The sequence below is a fragment of the Streptomyces sp. NPDC059900 genome, assembly GCF_050270335.1.
GTDB lineage: Bacteria > Actinomycetota > Actinomycetes > Streptomycetales > Streptomycetaceae > Streptomyces.
The window spans coordinates 1-16,929 of record NZ_JBNNJZ010000024.1; the positions used below are offsets into that span (position 1 = coordinate 1).

Here is a 16,929-nt window from a genome sequence, read left to right on the forward strand (position 1 = left end):
CGTATACACACGGTGTAGAGTGCTCCGCATGTCCATCGGTCACACCCTCCTCGGCCTCCTAGAGTCGGGCCCGCGCCACGGCTACGACCTCAAGCGCACCTTCGACGAGAAGTTCGGTCACGACAAGCCCCTGCACTACGGGCAGGTCTACTCGACCATGTCCCGCCTCCTGAAGAACGGCCTCGTCGAGGTCGACGGCATAGAGACGGACGGCGGCCCCGAGCGCAAGCGCTACGCGATCACCGACGCCGGCATCACCGACGTCGAGCAGTGGCTCGCGACCCCGGAGAAGCCCGAGCCCTACCTCCAGTCGACCCTCTACACGAAGGTCGTCCTCGCGCTCCTCACCGACCGCGACGCCTCGGAGATGCTCGACGCCCAGCGCGCCGAGCACCTGCGCCTGATGCGCATCCTCACCGACCGCAAGCGCAAGGGCGATCTCGCCGACCAGCTGATCTGCGACCACGCGCTCTTCCACCTCGAAGCCGATCTGCGCTGGCTCGAACTGGCCGCCGCACGCCTCGGCAAGCTCGCCAAGGAGGTGCGCTCCGCATGACCCCCGCAGGTTCCCTTCTCACCGCGTCCGGCCTGCGCAAGACGTACGGTCCGACGACCGCGCTGGACGGCGCGGAGTTCTCCATCCACCCCGGCGAGGTGGTCGCCGTGATGGGCCCCTCCGGCTCCGGCAAGTCCACGCTCCTGCACTGCCTCGCCGGGATCGTGAAGCCCGACGCGGGCTCCATCACGTACAACGGCCGCGAGCTCGCGGGGCTGCCGGACGCCGCGCTGAGCGCCCTGCGCCGCAGCGAGTTCGGCTTCGTCTTCCAGTTCGGGCAGCTGGTGCCCGAGCTGACGTGCGTGGAGAACGTCGCGCTTCCGCTGCGGCTCAACGGCGCCAAGCGCAAGGACGCCGAGCGCACCGCGCAGACCTGGATGGAGCGCCTGGAGGTCGACGACCTGCTCGGCAAGCGCCCCGGCGAGGTCTCCGGCGGCCAGGGCCAGCGCGTCGCCGTGGCCCGCGCGCTCGCCACCAATCCGCGCGTCCTCTTCGCCGACGAGCCGACCGGCGCGCTCGACTCGCTCAACGGCGAGCGCGTGATGGAGCTGCTCACCGACGCCGCGCGCTCGACGAACGCCGCCGTGGTCCTGGTCACGCACGAGACGCGGGTCGCCGCCTACTCCGACCGCGAGATCGTCGTGCGCGACGGCAAGTCACGCGACATGGAGCGGGCCGTATGAGCCTCGACACCCGGGCGAAGGCCCGTACGGGGCCCGAGGCGCCGTACCCCGGGCACACCGCGCCGACAGGCGTCCGCGCCTGGACCCGCGATCTCGTGATGGGCATACGCTTCGCCGTCGGCGGCGGCCGTGCGGGCTGGGCCCGCACGATCATGACCGCGGTCGGCGTCGGCCTCGGCGTGGCGCTGCTGCTCGGCGCGGCCTCCGTGCCGAACCTGCTCCAGCACCGGGAGGACCGCTCGGTGGCCCGTTCCGCCGAGGGCCAGTTCGACGGCAAGGAGCACAAGCGGTCCGACACCAGCGTCCTCACCCGCTACGCCGACACCGACTTCCGGGACTCGACCGTGGCCGGCCGCGTGGTGCGCGCCGAGGGCAAGCACCCGGCCCTGCCGCCCGGCCTGACGAAGCTGCCCGCGGACGGCGAGATGGTCGTCTCGCCCGCCCTGCGCGACCTCATGAACAGCTCGGAGGGCAAGCTCCTCAAGGAGCGCTTCGCGAACTACCGCATCACGGGCACCATCGGCGACCCCGGCCTGGTCCACCCCCGGGAGCTGTACTTCTACACCGGCTCCGACGCCCTCACCCAGGCCAAGGGCGGCCACCGCATCGTGAAGTTCGGCTACAAGGAACCGCCGAAGCCGCTGGACCCGATCCTCATCGTCCTTGTCGTCCTGGGCTGCGTGGTGCTGCTGACCCCCGTGGTCATCTTCATCGGCACTGCGGTCCGCTTCGGCGGCGAGCGGCGGGACAAGCGCCTCGCCGCGCTGCGGCTGGTCGGCGCGGACGCACAGGCGGTGCGCAGGATCGCCGCGGGCGAGGCCCTGTGCGGCGCGCTGCTCGGCCTGGTCTTCGGCGCCGTCGCCTTCCTGGGCCTGCGCGAGCTGCTCGGCGTGTTCGACGTCTGGAAGGTCAGCGCCTTCGCGACCGACGTGACGCCGGTGCCCGTCCTCGCGGTACTCGTCCTGGTGGCCGTCCCGCTGACCGCCTTCGTGGTCACGCTGATCTCGCTGCGGTCCGTCTCCATCGAACCCCTGGGCGTCTTCCGCAGCGCGAAGCCCCGCAAGCGCCGCATCTGGTGGCGTGTCCTGATGCCGGTGGCCGGCATCGGCATCCTGCTCGCGTCGGGCCGCCTCGCGGGCGACTTGACCCCGCCGGTCTTCGCCATCGGCCTGGGCGCGTCGCTCACCCTGATCGGCCTCGCCGCGCTGCTGCCCTGGCTGGTCGAAGCGGCCGTGGCCAAGGTGCGCGGAGGACCCGTGCCCTGGCAGCTGGCCATCCGCAGGCTCCAGTTGAGCAGCGGCACGGCGGCCCGCGCGGTCAGCGGCATCACGGTCGCGGTGGCGGGCGCCATCGCCCTCCAGATGATGTTCGGCTCGATGCACAACGACTTCGACCGGGTCACGAACAACGACCCCGCGCGGGCCAAGCTCCAGGTGCGCGCGAGCGTCGGGGACGGCGATCTCGCCACGCAGATGATCGACACGTTCCGTACGACCAAGGGCGTCAAGAACGTCATCGGCACGGTCTCCTCGTACGTCGTCAAGCCCGGCAAGCTGAAGAACGCCGACGACCTCAGGCCCACCACGGAGCTGACGGTCGGCACCTGCGCGAACCTGCGCGAGCTGGCCCGGATCAGCTCGTGCAAGGACGGCGACACCTTCGTCGTGCACACGGGCGACGCCGAGATGAACGAGTGGGTCGACGAGACGGCCCGCCCCGGCAAGCCGATCGACCTGAACTCCATGAGCTGGGAGGAGCCCGGCCACAAGCACAAGCCGTGGACGCTGCCCGCGGACACGCGCGAGGTCAAGGCCCGCCCCGACCCGGGCGGCGACCTGCACGACGGCATCTTCGCCACCCCCGGCGCGATCTCCCCGGCCGAGCTGGTCGACGCCGAGACGAGCGCCATGATCCAGGTCGACCCGCAGGTGAAGGACAACGAGGAGTACGTCCGCAACGCCGCGGCCCGCGTCGACCCGTTCCTCGACGTGATGACGCTGCGAGCGGTCGAGCGGGACAAGCAGTACGCCTCCATCCAGACCGGCCTGATGATCGGCGCGATGGCCACGATGGTCCTCATCGCGGCATCCATGCTCGTGTCGATGCTGGAGCAACTGCGCGAGCGCAAGCGCCTCCTGGCCGCCCTCACCGCGTTCGGCACGCGGCGCGGCTCGATGGCGTGGTCGGTCCTGTGGCAGACGGCCGTCCCGGTGGCCCTCGGCCTGGCCCTTGCGGTCGCGGGCGGCCTCGGACTCGGCCTCGTCATGGTCCGCATGATCGAGAAATCGGTCGAGGACTGGTGGATCTTCCTGCCGCTGACCGGTGCGGGGGCCGTGCTCGTCGCGGTCGTGACGCTGCTCAGCCTGCCGCCGCTGTGGCGGATGATGCGCCCGGACGGCCTGCGGACGGAGTAACTCCCCTAGCGGAAGCGGAAGCGGGAGCCGGACGTTGCCGGTGCGGGGTCACAACACCCGCACCGGCAACGGCTTTACGGCCCCCCTCAGGGCGACGGCGAGCGCCTCGTACTCCGCCGCCCGCGCGGCCCCCGTACGCATCGCGAGGGCGATGCGCCTGGTCGGCGCCGGGTCCGCGAAGTAACCGGTGAGCAGCTGGTTGCTGCGGCTGGTCTCGACGCGGACGGCGGTGCGCGGCAGCAGCGTCACGCCGAGCCCGCCCGCCACCAGCTGTACGAGGGTGGAGAGCCCGGCGGCGGTCGTGGTCACCGGGGCGTCCGCGCGCCCCGCCTCGCGGCAGATGTCCAGGGCCTGGTCGCGCAGGCAGTGCCCCTCGTCGAGCAGCAGCAGGTTCAGCTCGCGCAGGGCGTCGCGCGGAATGCCCTCGCGTCCGCCGAGCCAGTGGTCGAGCGGCGTGACGAGCACGAAGTCCTCGTCGAACAGGGGCAGTTCGGTGACGCCGGGCACGCCGAGCGGTACGGCGAGGAGCAGCAGGTCCAGCCGCCCGGCACCGAGCCCCTCGATCAGCGACGAGGTCTGCTCCTCGTGCACCTGGAGATCCAGGTCCGGGTACTTCTCGTGGACGAGTCCGATGAACGTGGGCAGCAGATACGGCGCCACGGTCGGGATCACGCCGAGCCGCAGCGCCCCGGTGAACGGCGCGCGCACCGCGTCGGCCTCCTCCATCAGCGCCCCGACCTCGTCGAGCACGGCCCTGGCCCGCACCGCGAGCCGTTCGCCCGCCGAGGAGAGCAGCACCTTGCGGGTCGTACGTTCGAGCAGGGTGACACCGAGTGTCTCCTCAAGGGCGGACACGGCGCCGGAGAGCGCGGGCTGGCTCATGCCGATCGCGGCGGCGGCATCCCGGAAGTGCAGATGCTCGGCGACGGCGGCGAAGGCACGCAGCTGGGCGAGGCTCGGCTGACGGGCGCCGCGCTTGGCCGCGGGCTTGGCGCTGGTGGCCAAGTCGCTCCTCCTTCTTGGGTGTCCCCTTTACTACGGGGACTGATAGCCAGGTCCGATCAACACAACCCACTCTAGCTATTTCCATAATCAATGCACCCTGTGCCACCATCAACATCAGTCCAACCCCCCAGGAAACTCCCCAAAAGGGATTTTCTTTGCAGCAAGGAGAGCGCGTGCTCACTGTCGGTGACAAGTTCCCCCAGTTCGATCTGACTGCCTGTGTCTCGCTGGAGAAGGGCTCGGAGTTCCAGCAGATCGACCACAAGACCTACGAGGGCAAGTGGAAGATCGTCTTCGCGTGGCCCAAGGACTTCACCTTCGTGTGCCCGACCGAGATCGCCGCCTTCGGCAAGCTGAACGACGAGTTCGCTGACCGCGACGCCCAGATCCTCGGCTTCTCCGGCGACTCCGAGTTCGTGCACCACGCCTGGCGCAAGGACCACCCGGACCTCACCGACCTGCCCTTCCCGATGCTGGCCGACTCGAAGCACGAGCTCATGCGTGACCTCGGCATCGAGGGCGAGGACGGCTTCGCCCAGCGCGCCGTCTTCATCGTCGACCAGAACAACGAGATCCAGTTCACGATGGTGACCGCCGGTTCCGTGGGCCGTAACCCCAAGGAGGTCCTGCGGGTCCTCGACGCCCTCCAGACCGACGAGCTGTGCCCCTGCAACTGGACCCAGGGCGACGAGACCCTGGACCCGGTCGCGCTGCTCTCGGGCGAGTGAACGGAGCTTTCTGACATGGCACTCGACGAACTGAAGTCCGCCGTACCGGACTACGCCAAGGACCTGAAGCTGAACCTCGGCTCGGTCATCGGCAACTCGGACCTGCCCGGGCAGCAGCTCTGGGGCACGGTGCTCGCCTGCGCGATCGCCTCCCGCTCCCCGAAGGTGCTGCGCGAGCTGGAGCCCGAGGCGAAGGCGAACCTCTCCCCCGAGGCGTACACCGCCGCCAAGTCGGCCGCGGCCGTCATGGCGATGAACAACGTCTTCTACCGCACGCGCCACCTGCTCTCCGACCCGGAGTACGGGAACCTGCGGGCCGGTCTGCGGATGAACGTCATCGGCAACCCGGGCGTGGAGAAGGTCGACTTCGAGCTGTGGTCGCTCGCCGTCTCCGCCATCAACGGCTGCGGTCAGTGCCTCGACTCGCACGAGCAGGTGCTCCGCAAGGCCGGCGTGGACCGCGAGACGATCCAGGAAGCCGTCAAGATCGCCGCGGTGATCCAGGCGGTCGGCGTCACGCTGGACTCGGAGGACGTCCTGGCCTGAGGCCCGGCGCATCCAACTAAGCGGCCCCGCTCAGCAACTGCTGAGCGGGGCCGCTTCGCGTGCGTGCGGGGTCAGGAGCCGGTACCCGGCGAAGGGGCCGGGGGCTCCACCGGTGCCACGTCCATCGCCGTCGCGCCCCGCGGCGGCGGGGACTGCTTCAGGGCGGCCTCACGGGAGTACGCCCGCAAGTAGCCCACCACCGTGTTCGTCACGGCGACCAGCGGCACCGCCACCACCGCACCGCCGATCCCGGCGACGAGCCCGCCCGCGGCCACGGAGAGCACCACGGCCAGCGGATGCACCCGTACGGCGCGGCCGAGGATGAACGGCTGGAGGATGTGGCCCTCGATCTGCTGCACCGCGAGGACCACGACCAGGGTCATCAGGCCGGTGAAGACGCCCTGCGTCACCAGACCGACCACCACGGCGAGCGCGCCCGAGACGACCGCACCCACCAGCGGGATGAACGCGAACAGGAAGATGAAGACGGCGAGCGGCACCGCCATCGGCACGCCGAGGAAGTAGATCCCGATGCCGATGAAGATCGCGTCGATCAGAGCCACTATCACCGTGCCGCGCACATAGGCGGTCAGCGTGCGCCACGCCCGCGGCCCCGCCCCCGCGATACCGGGCCGCGCGGGCGCCGGGACCAGCTTGAGGACCCACTGCCAGATGCGCTTGCCGTCGTAGAGCAGGAACAGCGTCGAGAACATCGCGAGCAGGATGCCGGTCATGGCCTCCACGATCACGGTGACGCCTTCGAGGCCCGCCGACGTCAGCTCCTCGGTGTTCGCGCCGACCGCCTCGCGCAGGCTCTTGGCGATGTTGTTGATCTGGTCCTCGGTCACGTGGAACGGGCTGTTGAGCAGCCAGTTGCGCAGATCGTCGATGCCGTCCTGGACCTGGCTGGACAGCGTGTCCACGTTGTCCATGACCTGCCAGACGACGAACCAGCCGACAAGACCCATGATGACGAAGCCCAGTACGGCCGTGACGACCGTCGCGAGGCCCCTGGGCAGCCCGAGCCGCTTGAGCCGGACCACCGTCGGCTGGAGCATCGCGGTGATGAGCAGCGCCGCGACGAAGGCGAAGACGACGAGCTGGACGGCGCTGATGACCTTCATCAACACCCAGATCGTGCCCGCGAGTACGAGAAGGCGCCAGCCGGCCTCGGCGGCGACCCGCATCCCCCACGGCACCGCCGCGACGGGATCGGGCCGCGCGGACACGGCCGGCGCGTACGCGGGCGGTGCGGGGACGACCTGCTCCGGATCCACGCCGGCGGCCGCCTCGGCCGCCAGATCGGCGGCGGCGGCCTCTTCGTGGGCCGACCTCCGGGACGTTCTCACGTCGTCCAGCGGGCCGGAATCGGGCTCATCGCGCCCCATCCGCTCGCCCATCTGAGACAGCCCGGCGCCGAGCCGGCCGATCCACCCTGGTACTCGCGACATGATCCGTCCTCTTCCCCCGTCTTTCCCCACCACTCCCCCCTGGAAGTTGTCCGACTGACCGTACACGGCTGAGGCCCCCCACCGATTGACGGTGAGGGGCCTCGAAAGGTTGAGCTGAGCCGCGACTCAGTACCAGTTGTTCGCCTGCCAGAACTCCCAGGCGCCGCACGGGCTGCCGTAGCGGTCGTTCATGTAGCCCAGGCCCCACTTGATCTGCGTGGCGGGGTTCGTCTGCCAGTCGGCTCCGGCCGAGGCCATCTTGGAGCCGGGCAGCGCCTGGACGAGGCCGTACGCGCCGGAAGAGGCGTTGCTGGCCTTGTAGTTCCAGGTGGACTCGTGGTTGACGATGTTGCTGAAGCACTGGAACTGGTCACCGGGGACCATCTGCCGTGCCATCGCCTGAACCTGCGAGACGGAGTACGAGGACTGCGTGCTGAAGGACGAGGCGTCACGCGTGGAGGAGCGGCTGGCCTTGGACTCGGCCTCCTTGCGCTCCTTCGCGTCGGCGGCCTTCTGGGCTGCCTCCGCCTTCTCCGCCTTCTCGGCGGCCTTCTGCTTGGCGATCGCCGACTCGGCGGCCTGCTTGCGCGCTGCTTCCGCAGCAGACTTCTTCGCGGCCGTGTCCGCAGCCATGGCCTGTGCGTCGGCCTGCTGCGTCAGGGACGCGGTCTGCACCTGGGCCTGCTGGCCCGCGGGGATGTCTGCGAGGAGGGTCGCTTCGCTTGCCGTCGCCTCGAAGTCGTTGTCGTTCGAGGCGCCCTGGGTGCTGCCCGAGGCGACACCAACAACAGCGCCGACAGTGGTGACCGCGGTGGCAGATGCCACGGCGAATCCCCGGACCGAAATCCGGCTCACACGGTTTCCTTCCAGCATCGCCCGCATAGGTGACCTCGCGGACGCAATCGTGCCCCTGGACGCTGGCCTCCGCTTGGTTCTCGGTCACGGGAGGCACGGGCCCGGTGGACAACTCCCGTGACGGGAGTGCCGCGTGGTGCTTCGGGCGGCATGCGACGGCCACTATGAAGTTCTGGTGTTCCTGAGTTGCTGTACCTCTGGGGGTACACGTGTGTCGCATGCGGGGCCTGACAGGACCCAGACTCTGCCCCAGCCGGATGCCGCAAGGCAATTCTCCGTGCCGTGTGAAAGCTCACACCTCGTTTGCCCCGGGAGTTTTTCGGAAAAGGGCGGACGCCATGACGCCGCCCGGCTAAGCTCCTTCGCTTCGCCGGGCGGCGCCAACTACCGCGTAACCAGGGTGAACTGGCTCAGATCTGTCCGTCCTCCAGCATTTCGGTCACGAGCGCCGCGATCTGCGAACGCTCCGAGCGGGTGAGCGTGACGTGGGCGAAGAGCGGGTGGCCCTTCAGCTTCTCGACGACGGCAACTACCCCGTCGTACCGCCCCACTCGGAGGTTGTCGCGCTGGGCGACGTCGTGGGTCAGTACGACTCGGGAGTTAGCTCCGATCCTGGACAGAACGGTCAAAAGAACGTTTCGCTCCAGGGATTGGGCCTCGTCGACGATCACGAACGCGTCGTGCAGCGAGCGCCCGCGGATATGGGTGAGCGGGAGCACTTCGAGCATCCCGCGCGCCGTCACCTCTTCGATGACCGCCTTGCCCGCCACCGAGCCGAGCGTGTCGAAGACCGCCTGCGCCCAGGGGCCCATCTTCTCGGCCTCGGTGCCGGGCAGATAGCCGAGCTCCTGCCCGCCCACCGCGTACAGCGGCCGGAAGACCATCACCTTCTGGTGCTGGCGGCGCTCCAGGACGGCCTCCAGGCCCGCGCAGAGCGCGAGCGCCGACTTGCCGGTGCCCGCACGGCCGCCCATCGACATGATGCCGATGTCCGGATCGAGCAGCAGATCGAGCGCGATGCGCTGCTCCGCACTCCTCCCCTTGAGGCCGAAGGCCTCACGATCACCGCGTACGAGGCGGACATTGCCCTCTGCCGTGACGCGGCCGAGTGCCTTGCCCCTCTCGGACTGGATGGTCAGGCCCGTATGAACGGGCAGGTCCGCCGCCTCCGGTACATACAGAGTGTCTTCCTCGAAGAGGAGATCCACCTGTTCCCCGGAGAGGGTCAGTTCGGACATTCCGGTCCAGCCGGAGTCCGTGATGGCGAGCTCGGCGCGGTACTCCTCCGCGAGGAGGCCGACCGAGGACGCCTTGATCCTCAGGGGCAGATCCTTGGACACGACGGTGACGTCGTATCCCTCTGCCTGGAGGTTGCGTGCGACGGCGAGAATCCGTGAGTCGTTGTCCCCCAACCGGTAGCCGGCCGGAAGCACGCCGGGATCGGAGTGGTTGAGCTCGACTCGCAGCGTGCCGCCCAGGTCGCCGATCGGGATCGGCGCGTCCAGGCGACCGTGCCTCACCCGGCAGTCGTCCAGGAGGCGCAGGGCCTGCCGGGCGAAGTAGCCGAGCTCGGGATGGTGCCGCTTCGCCTCGAGCTCCGTGACCACGACGACGGGAAGCACGACTTCGTGCTCGTCGAAGCGGTTCATGGAATTCGGGTCTGCGAGCAGAACGCTGGTGTCGAGAACATAGGTGCGCCTGTCGGGCATGCGGCGCTTTGTGCTGGTCACCACGGAAGGACGTACCCCCTCGGATGAGGTCGGGGAGCGACGGGAAGGATGCCGGGAGAAATCCGGGCCGGTCTCGGACCCCAGTGCGCGGGCCGAGCTCCGGCCCTCCGCTTCGCCCGTACTCACCGCACGGTCGTCCTGGTGCAAAGGGCCTCCCGGGCGGACGGCCCCATGCCGCCCGCTGAGATACGACATCCGTGAATCGGATGTCGACCTGGAAGGCTTATTCCCTCGAACAAGCGCAGCCATGCCAGGGCATATGACGGCGCGTCCGTGAACTCTGGGTTACCCACACCTCATCGACATGGGCACTTCCCGTGCGCCCCGGCGGTGTCAGCCGCCGTAGCGCCGGTGCCGGGCCGCGTAATCACGCAGCGCGCGCAGGAAATCGACCTTGCGGAAGGCCGGCCAGAAAACTTCACAGAAGTAGTACTCGGAGTGGGCCGTCTGCCAGAGCATGAAGCCGGACAGACGCTGCTCTCCACTCGTTCGGATCACCAGGTCCGGGTCGGGCTGGGCCCTGGTGTAGAGGTGCTTGCCGATGAGATCGACGTCAACCTTGTCGGCCACCTCTTCGAGCGTTTCGCCCTTGTCCGCGGCGTCGAGCAGCATCGAGCGGACGGCGTCGGCGATCTCCTGGCGGCCGCCGTAGCCGATCGCGACGTTGACCACTATCCCGTCGACGTGGGCCGTGGACTCTTCCGCCTCCTTGAGGACGTTGCGCATCCCCGAGGGCAGGATGTCGGTGGCGCCGACGTGGTGGACGCGCCAGCGGCCGTCGCGGCCCAGCGAGCGGACGGTGTCCTCGATGATGCCGAGGAGCGGACCCAGTTCGTCCCGGGGCCGGTCGAAGTTGTCCGTCGAGAGCAGCCACAGCGTGACGACCTTGACGTCCGTCTCACTGCACCAGCCGAGGAACTCCCCGATGTTGTCCGCCCCTGCCTGATGGCCCTGGGCGGTGGTCGATCCGGCGGCCTTGGCCCAGCGTCGGTTGCCATCCATGATGACGCCGATGTGCTTGGGCACCTGGTCATGGTCCAGATGACCTTCCACCCGGCGTGCGTACAGCCTGACCAGCAGGCCGCGCAGCCTGTCCCGCAGGTTCACGGTCTTTCAGCCCCTCCGTGCAGACGGCAGTCCCCGAAGGCGAAAGCCTACCGCTGTGAGGCCGGGGTTCTGCCCGCGGGTGATCCGGGCCCTGCCCCCGCGAGATCCGGTGCTGAAGTAGCTTCGTACCCATGAACGACACGTCTCTGTACCAAGCGGCAGCGGACCGTTACGACGCCATGGAGTACCGGCGCACGGGCCGCAGCGGCCTGAAGCTGCCCGCCGTCTCCCTCGGCCTGTGGCACAACTTCGGTGACGACAAGTCCCTGGAGAGCCAGCGCGCGATCCTGCGCCGCGCGTTCGACCTGGGCGTCACCCACTTCGACCTGGCGAACAACTACGGCCCGCCGGCCGGTTCCGCCGAGCTCAACTTCGGCAAGCTGTTCGCCCAGGACTTCGCCCCGTACCGCGACGAATTGGTCATTTCGACCAAGGCGGGCTACCTCATGCACCCCGGCCCGTACGGCGAGTGGGGTTCGCGGAAGTACCTGCTTTCGTCCCTCGACGCCTCACTGAAGCGGATGGGTGTCGATTACGTCGACATCTTCTACTCGCACCGCTTCGACCCCGAAACGCCGCTCGAAGAGACGATGGGAGCGCTCGCATCCGCCGTCCGGCAGGGCAAGGCGCTGTACGTGGGCGTCTCCTCGTACAACAGCGAGCAGACCGCCGAAGCGGCGCGGCTGCTGCGGGAGATGGGCGTGCCCGCGCTCATCCACCAGCCCTCGTACTCGATGATCAACCGCTGGACCGAGGACGACGGGCTGCTCGACACGCTCGAAGGCGCGGGCATGGGCTGCATCTCGTTCGTGCCGCTCGCGCAGGGGCTGCTCACGAACAAGTACCTCAAGGGCATCCCCGAGGGTTCGCGTGCCACGCAGGGCAAGTCGCTCGACCCCGACCTCCTGAGCGATGAGGTCGTGCGCCGGCTCAATGGCCTGAACGACATCGCGGCCCGCCGAGACCAGTCGCTCGCGCAACTGGCGCTGAACTGGGTCCTTCGCGACGAGCGGATGACGTCCGCGCTCATCGGCGCCTCCAGCGTGAAGCAGCTGGAGGAGAACGTGGCGGCCCTCGCGGGTCCGAAGCTCACGGACGAGGAGCTCGCCGAGATCGACACGTTCGCCGTGTCCACGCCGGGGACGAACATCTGGGCGGGACGCGGCTAGTTACGCCGGAACGCCTCAGCCTGCGTACCCCTGCCCCTGCCATTGCGCGGGGTCAGGGGTGCGCGCCCGCTTGAACCAGTCACCGGCGTAGCCCTGGCTGAGCATGATCACGAGCGCGATCGAGCAGCCCGCCAGGATGAGCGCGCCGAGGCCGCCGCCCCGGCCAAGGGCGCCGAAGCCGACCAGGATCTGCACGCTGCTGAGCACGATCGACGCGACACGCTTGCCGTTGCCGGGCAGGTGGTAGCGGAAGGCCAGCACGCACAGCGGTATGAGCAGGAAGTTGCTCCCGAGCACCGCGCCCGCGGTCTGCGGCCCGTACAGCACGCCGCCGAGGACGGAACCGAGCACGCACATCCCGGAAAGCGTCCAGATGATGATCTGTGATGCCCGGACACCGCCCGGCATCTTCTGCGGCTGTACCGGCCCGAAGCCGTACGCGGGATCCGTCGCGGGGCCGGGGTAGCCGGGCAGGCCTGCCTGCGGGTGCCGGGGCGGCGGGGGGAACTGGTTCGACATGGCCATGACCATATCCGGAGGCTTCGCCTCAGGGACGGGGCGGGCGGTGCGGGGGCCCGGCGTCAGGGCACAAAAAATCGGGCCGGTCCATGGGGGGGAGATGGACCGGCCCGAGGGGGGGTTTCCACCATAACCCTTCGTAAGTGATGCTGCGCGCATCGGCGTGCCACAACTACTCTCCGAAACCGGCTGGCGACTCCGGGGCCCTGTTCTCCCACCGGATTTCGGCCCCGGTGGCATATTTCGGCCCCGTGTGGCCGTCGCCCGTTGGGGGGAACGGGGGCGGGGCGCGCCCTTGACGCGCCGGGCTTGACGCGTCGGGCGGGCGGGGCGCTAGCTTCGGCCCGCATGGCGACGCTTCTGCTTCCGTCCGGCCGGGCCCTCCCCCTGGAGATCGCGGACTCCGCCGGTGCGCGGCGGCGCGGGCTGCTCGGCCGGGACGGGGTGAGGGGGGCGCTGCTGCTGAGTCCGGCGAACAGCGTGCACACGGTGCGGATGCGGTTCGCCGTGGACGTGGCGCACCTGGACCGCGAGCTGCGGGTCCTGTCCGTGCGGACGATGCGGCCCTGGCGGATCGGGCGGCCCCGGCTGCGGGCCCGGCACGTCCTGGAGGCGGAGGCCGGCGCGATGGCCCGGTGGGGCGTGCGCCCGGGTGCCCGGGTGGAGGTGCGGGCCCGGTGAGTCCGGCGGCCTCGACGGCCCTGACGAGAGGTGAGGGCGCGCGGGGCCGCGCAGCCCCCTCCACCGCGCGGCACCGCTACACGTGGCTTTGCTCACGCGAATTCGCCTTGGTCTGAACTTACGCGAAGAACGCGCCAAGATCGAGCCGGTCCCGGTAACGATGCGGAATCAACGCCACCTGTTCCGGGATCACTTGGCTAACGATCCGATCGGCGGGGCAACCATCTGCCCGGCTTTTCCGTCAGGCGGCCGTGCCTTCCTTGTTGCACCCCCGACCGGCCACGAGCTGCTCCATGTGCGCGTCTCCCCACTCACCCAGCGGGATCAGGGCCTCGTTCAGGGACGCACCGAGCGGGGTCAGGGAGTACTCGACCTTCGGCGGCACCTCCCGGTACACCTCGCGGTGCACGATGCCGTCGGACTCCAGCTCGCGCAGTTGCTGGATGAGCACCTTCTCGCTGATCCCGGCGATGTGCCGGCGGAGCTCGCCGAAGCGGAGCGTCCTGCCCGCGTAGAGCGCCCAAAGGATCATCGGCTTCCACTTGCCGCCGACGACGTCGACGGCGGCGTCGAGACCGCAGACGTACATCGCCTTGCCACCCTTGTCCGTGCCCTCGCCGCCCGCCGCGCCGCCCGCCTCGCCGCTCCCCTTGTCGCTCTCGGAAATGCCCTCCGTGCCGGTCTTCGGCATGGTCCACTCCTCGTGTCCGCAGAGCCACTTACCCGATGGACAGTACCGAAGGAGACCTCCGATGAGCGCCCCTGCCACCGTCACGTGGAGTGCTGCCAACGCCCGGCGCATGGACCGGCAGTTCCTGCGGACACCGGCGAAGCCCGGCGAGGCGGGACCCGGCGAGGTCGTGGGCGCGATGCTGGGCGCGCAGGCGCAGGTGTCGTCCGCCGCGGAGCTGTCGGTGGGGCTGCGGATGGACGGGGCGACCCGGCACGACGTACGCGACGCGCTGTGGGGTGAGGAGCCGAGCCTGGTCAAGACGTACGGGCCGCGCGGCACGATCCACTTCCTGCCGACCGCGGAACTCCCCCTCTGGACCGGCGCGTTGTCAGCGATCCCCGGCGGCCCGAGCCCTTTCAAGGCCGCCGACCGGCTGACTCCGGACCAGACGGAGGAGATCGTGCGCGCGATCGGCGACGCGCTGGACGGGGCCCGGCTGACGATCGACGAGCTCAGCGACGAGGTGGTGGCGCGTACGGGACCCTGGGCGGGCGACCTGGTGCTGCCCGCTTTCCAGGGAATGTGGCCGCGCTGGCGCTCGGTCATGCACCTGGCGGGCCACCGCGGGGTCCTGTCCTTCGCGCCGAACCGGGGCCGCAAGGTGACGTACACGCGCCCGCCGACCGCCGGGGAGCCGCCGCTCGACGCCGAGGTGGCGACGGGGCGCCTGGTGCGGCGCTTCCTGTACGCGTACGGGCCCGCGACGCCCCGCGAGTACGCCAAGTGGGCCGCGGCGCCCGGCGCTTGGGCGGACGGGGTGTTTGCGTCCCTGGCGGCCGAGGGGGACATCGAGGAGGTCCGGTTGGAGGGGGAGCCGGGGTCGTGGGTGACCGCGGGCGACACGGAGTTCCCCGAGTTCCCGGACGAGCTGGTGCCGGGCGTGCGGCTGCTGCCGTACTTCGATGCGTACGTGATCGCCTCCCACCCGCGGGCTCGCCTGTTCCCCGGCCGGGCCTACGAAAGGGCGCTGGCCGGGGGCCAGGCGGGCAACTTCCCCGTACTGCTGATCGACGGAGTCGTGGCAGGCGTCTGGCACCAACGCCGCAGCGGCCGCAGCGTGACGGTCACGGTGGAACCCCTGTCCCCGCTGAGCGCCTCGCAGGAGCGGGACCTCGCGGGGCAGGCGGAGCGGGTGGGGGAAGTGCTTGAGGGGCGTGCGGAGTTGGTGGTGGGCGAGGTGACGGTGGGGGCACACGCGTAGGAGCGGCACTTCCGTTCCGGCACCCGTGGGATCAGTCCCGGCACCCTTCACCCTTGGGGTCAGGGTTTGCGGGCGTCGATCAGGTGCCGTGCGCTGTGGGCCACGAAGGGTCCCTCCGCTTCGATCTGGTCGTGCAGTTCCCGCAGGCGGGGGCGGTATCGCTCCACCGAGAAGTCCGGCACCATCCACACGACCTTGCGCAGGAAGTGGACGACGGCGCCGATGTCGTAGAACTCGATCCGGAGCCGTTCGGCACGCAGGTCGACGATCTCCAGACCCGCCGCCTCCGCCTCCGCGCGTTCGCCGTCGGGGTGGCGGCCGTTCCGTACGGAGTCGGGCTGGGGCCCCAGGAAGTACTCGACGACCTCGAAGACGCTGGCGGGGCCCACGTGCTGGGCGAAGTACGTCCCTCCGGGGCGCAGGACCCGCGCGATCTCGGCGAAGTCCGCCTGCACCGGATGCCGGCTGGTGACCAGGTCGAACGCCTCCGCCGCGAAGGGCAGCGGCGCTTCCTCCGGCGAGGCCACGACCACCGCGCCGCGCGGATGCAGCAGGGCGGTGGCCTTGGCGACGTTCGGGGCCCACCCCTCCGTGGCGACGGCGAGCGGCGGCAGGGCGGGCGCCGATGCGAGGACTTCGCCGCCGCCGGTCTGGATGTCGAGGGAGGCGCCGGCGTGCCCGAGCCGCTCCCCCATGGCGTGGGCGTACCGCCAGGAGGGCCGCTCCTCCGTGGCCCGCCCCTCGAACCAGGAGAAGTCCCAGCCCTCGGTGGGGGCCGACTCCGCTTCCGCCACAAGTGCGTCGAAACTACTCATGCGGCGATCTTCGCATCGCAAGGCGCTGCGATTCACCTCCATTACTTCGAAGGTAATGGCCGCCGCCACCCCCACGAAGCACAATCACCCCACACCACACACACCCCAGCGGGCTTCGCCGGCCCGCGAGCCCGGCCCCCGCCTGGAGGAACCCCATGACCGCCACCACCCGCTCCGTAGTGGAGGACCTCCTCGGCCGCATCGGCGAGGGCGACCCCGAGCGCATCGCCGAGCTGTACGCCGATGACGCCGACTGGAAGCTGGACTGGCCGGAGTCCGAACACGGCCGCGCCGCCACCCCCTGGATCCGCCCCCGCACCACCCGCGCCGACGCCGCCGCCCACTACCGGGAGCTCGCGGAGCGCCACGTGCCTGGGGAGGCGGCGACGCAGGTCGAGCGCATCCTCGTGGACGGCACCCACGCCGTCGTACTCGGCGAGATCCGCCAGACCGCCCGCCCGACGGGCAAGCCCTACCGGGCACGGTTCGCCCTGCACCTCACCGTGGAGAACGGCCTGGTCACCCGCCACCACGTATACGAGGACAGCCTCGCGGTGACGCAGGCTTTCGAAGCTCCGTAAATCGCAACTGAGGCGACCAGTACACGTCCACCGCGCCGCGGCGATGACCGACAACGATCACGCGCAGCTGCGGCCACTGCTGCCGTCCACGACGGCGCATCACGCTCTCCGCGCGCCCCCTGACTCTCGAAACGCAACTTTCCCAAAGTAGGTGA

17 protein-coding genes are annotated in these 16,929 nt (G+C 69.9%); 9 read left to right on the top strand and 8 right to left on the bottom strand.

Annotation, left to right across the window (positions count from 1 at the left end; translation table 11 throughout):
- The first annotated feature begins 28 nt into the window (after window positions 1-28).
- From ACQKIP_RS06370 to ACQKIP_RS06380, 3 genes are read left to right on the top strand one after another with little or no spacing between them, the layout of a single operon-like run.
- Entirely contained in the window at window positions 29-556 is a 528-nt protein-coding gene (locus tag ACQKIP_RS06370; RefSeq protein WP_365861721.1) for a PadR family transcriptional regulator, read from the top strand.
- Window positions 553-1,239 (top strand): ABC transporter ATP-binding protein, encoded by a 687-nt coding sequence (locus ACQKIP_RS06375; protein ID WP_365861719.1) that lies wholly within the window; start codon window positions 553-555, stop codon window positions 1,237-1,239. The genes ACQKIP_RS06370 and ACQKIP_RS06375 overlap by 4 nt, the downstream gene beginning before the upstream one ends.
- Window positions 1,236-3,653 (top strand): FtsX-like permease family protein, encoded by a 2,418-nt coding sequence (locus ACQKIP_RS06380; protein ID WP_365861718.1) that lies wholly within the window; start codon window positions 1,236-1,238, stop codon window positions 3,651-3,653. The genes ACQKIP_RS06375 and ACQKIP_RS06380 overlap by 4 nt, the downstream gene beginning before the upstream one ends.
- Window positions 3,654-3,701: 48 nt before the next feature.
- Here ACQKIP_RS06380 and ACQKIP_RS06385 read toward each other — a convergent pair whose 3' ends face one another.
- The gene (locus ACQKIP_RS06385; protein ID WP_365861717.1) at window positions 3,702-4,658 is read right to left on the bottom strand and encodes a LysR substrate-binding domain-containing protein; all 957 of its coding nucleotides are present in this window, start codon (window positions 4,656-4,658) and stop codon (window positions 3,702-3,704) included.
- Between the two features lie 173 nt (window positions 4,659-4,831).
- Between ACQKIP_RS06385 and ACQKIP_RS06390 the strand changes: the two genes are divergently transcribed.
- Complete coding sequence (locus ACQKIP_RS06390; protein WP_249588044.1) at window positions 4,832-5,386, top strand: peroxiredoxin; 555 nt, start codon at window positions 4,832-4,834, stop codon at window positions 5,384-5,386.
- 15 nt (window positions 5,387-5,401) lie between these two features.
- Entirely contained in the window at window positions 5,402-5,932 is a 531-nt protein-coding gene (locus ACQKIP_RS06395; protein ID WP_365861716.1) for an alkyl hydroperoxide reductase, read from the top strand.
- A gap of 71 nt (window positions 5,933-6,003) precedes the next feature.
- On the opposite strand, the gene ACQKIP_RS06400 is transcribed toward ACQKIP_RS06395, so the two are convergent.
- The 4 genes from ACQKIP_RS06400 to ACQKIP_RS06415 form a co-directional block, all read right to left on the bottom strand.
- Window positions 6,004-7,383 (bottom strand): AI-2E family transporter, encoded by a 1,380-nt coding sequence (locus ACQKIP_RS06400; protein ID WP_365861715.1) that lies wholly within the window; start codon window positions 7,381-7,383, stop codon window positions 6,004-6,006.
- Window positions 7,384-7,509: 126 nt separating this feature from the next.
- Entirely contained in the window at window positions 7,510-8,256 is a 747-nt protein-coding gene (locus ACQKIP_RS06405; RefSeq protein WP_365861713.1) for a lytic transglycosylase domain-containing protein, read from the bottom strand.
- A 392-nt stretch (window positions 8,257-8,648) separates the two neighbouring features.
- On the bottom strand, window positions 8,649-9,971 hold the full coding sequence (locus tag ACQKIP_RS06410; protein ID WP_365861711.1) for a PhoH family protein: 1,323 nt from the start codon (window positions 9,969-9,971) through the stop codon (window positions 8,649-8,651).
- Between the two features lie 330 nt (window positions 9,972-10,301).
- On the bottom strand, window positions 10,302-11,075 hold the full coding sequence (locus ACQKIP_RS06415) for an isoprenyl transferase (RefSeq protein ID WP_365861710.1): 774 nt from the start codon (window positions 11,073-11,075) through the stop codon (window positions 10,302-10,304).
- A 131-nt stretch (window positions 11,076-11,206) separates the two neighbouring features.
- Between ACQKIP_RS06415 and mgrA the strand changes: the two genes are divergently transcribed.
- Window positions 11,207-12,244: an L-glyceraldehyde 3-phosphate reductase gene (gene mgrA, locus ACQKIP_RS06420; RefSeq protein WP_365861709.1), complete on the top strand. Its 1,038-nt coding sequence runs from the start codon at window positions 11,207-11,209 to the stop codon at window positions 12,242-12,244.
- Between the two features lie 15 nt (window positions 12,245-12,259).
- On the opposite strand, the gene ACQKIP_RS06425 is transcribed toward mgrA, so the two are convergent.
- Entirely contained in the window at window positions 12,260-12,763 is a 504-nt protein-coding gene (locus ACQKIP_RS06425; RefSeq protein ID WP_365861707.1) for a hypothetical protein, read from the bottom strand.
- Window positions 12,764-13,111: 348 nt separating this feature from the next.
- On the opposite strand from ACQKIP_RS06425, the gene ACQKIP_RS06430 reads away from it, so the two are divergent.
- Complete coding sequence (locus ACQKIP_RS06430) at window positions 13,112-13,444, top strand: DUF192 domain-containing protein (protein ID WP_365861705.1); 333 nt, start codon at window positions 13,112-13,114, stop codon at window positions 13,442-13,444.
- Window positions 13,445-13,685: 241 nt separating this feature from the next.
- Here the strand turns inward: ACQKIP_RS06430 and ACQKIP_RS06435 are convergent, their stop codons facing one another.
- Entirely contained in the window at window positions 13,686-14,033 is a 348-nt protein-coding gene (locus tag ACQKIP_RS06435; RefSeq protein WP_365861929.1) for a winged helix-turn-helix transcriptional regulator, read from the bottom strand.
- A 163-nt stretch (window positions 14,034-14,196) separates the two neighbouring features.
- Between ACQKIP_RS06435 and ACQKIP_RS06440 the strand changes: the two genes are divergently transcribed.
- Window positions 14,197-15,378 carry a winged helix DNA-binding domain-containing protein gene (locus ACQKIP_RS06440; protein WP_365861704.1) on the top strand — a complete coding sequence of 394 codons (1,182 nt, stop codon included), beginning with the start codon at window positions 14,197-14,199 and terminating at the stop codon, window positions 15,376-15,378.
- 59 nt (window positions 15,379-15,437) lie between these two features.
- Here ACQKIP_RS06440 and ACQKIP_RS06445 read toward each other — a convergent pair whose 3' ends face one another.
- Window positions 15,438-16,193, bottom strand: a complete 756-nt coding sequence (locus ACQKIP_RS06445; RefSeq protein ID WP_365861702.1) for a class I SAM-dependent methyltransferase — start codon at window positions 16,191-16,193, stop codon at window positions 15,438-15,440.
- A gap of 155 nt (window positions 16,194-16,348) precedes the next feature.
- On the opposite strand from ACQKIP_RS06445, the gene ACQKIP_RS06450 reads away from it, so the two are divergent.
- Window positions 16,349-16,774 carry a nuclear transport factor 2 family protein gene (locus ACQKIP_RS06450; protein WP_365861700.1) on the top strand — a complete coding sequence of 142 codons (426 nt, stop codon included), beginning with the start codon at window positions 16,349-16,351 and terminating at the stop codon, window positions 16,772-16,774.
- The last annotated feature ends 155 nt before the right edge of the window (window positions 16,775-16,929 follow it).

Coding starts and splice junctions, on each gene's coding strand:
- ACQKIP_RS06395 (WP_365861716.1), top strand. CDS start 5,402: ATGGCACTCGACGAACTGAAGTCCGCCGTACCGGACTACGCCAAGGAC.
- ACQKIP_RS06375 (WP_365861719.1), top strand. CDS start 553: ATGACCCCCGCAGGTTCCCTTCTCACCGCGTCCGGCCTGCGCAAGACG.
- ACQKIP_RS06440 (WP_365861704.1), top strand. CDS start 14,197: ATGAGCGCCCCTGCCACCGTCACGTGGAGTGCTGCCAACGCCCGGCGC.
- ACQKIP_RS06445 (WP_365861702.1), bottom strand. CDS start 16,193: ATGAGTAGTTTCGACGCACTTGTGGCGGAAGCGGAGTCGGCCCCCACC.
- ACQKIP_RS06450 (WP_365861700.1), top strand. CDS start 16,349: ATGACCGCCACCACCCGCTCCGTAGTGGAGGACCTCCTCGGCCGCATC.
- ACQKIP_RS06405 (WP_365861713.1), bottom strand. CDS start 8,256: ATGCTGGAAGGAAACCGTGTGAGCCGGATTTCGGTCCGGGGATTCGCC.
- ACQKIP_RS06425 (WP_365861707.1), bottom strand. CDS start 12,763: ATGTCGAACCAGTTCCCCCCGCCGCCCCGGCACCCGCAGGCAGGCCTG.
- ACQKIP_RS06400 (WP_365861715.1), bottom strand. CDS start 7,383: ATGTCGCGAGTACCAGGGTGGATCGGCCGGCTCGGCGCCGGGCTGTCT.
- ACQKIP_RS06430 (WP_365861705.1), top strand. CDS start 13,112: ATGGCGACGCTTCTGCTTCCGTCCGGCCGGGCCCTCCCCCTGGAGATC.
- ACQKIP_RS06435 (WP_365861929.1), bottom strand. CDS start 14,033: ATGTACGTCTGCGGTCTCGACGCCGCCGTCGACGTCGTCGGCGGCAAG.
- ACQKIP_RS06370 (WP_365861721.1), top strand. CDS start 29: ATGTCCATCGGTCACACCCTCCTCGGCCTCCTAGAGTCGGGCCCGCGC.
- mgrA (WP_365861709.1), top strand. CDS start 11,207: ATGAACGACACGTCTCTGTACCAAGCGGCAGCGGACCGTTACGACGCC.
- ACQKIP_RS06380 (WP_365861718.1), top strand. CDS start 1,236: ATGAGCCTCGACACCCGGGCGAAGGCCCGTACGGGGCCCGAGGCGCCG.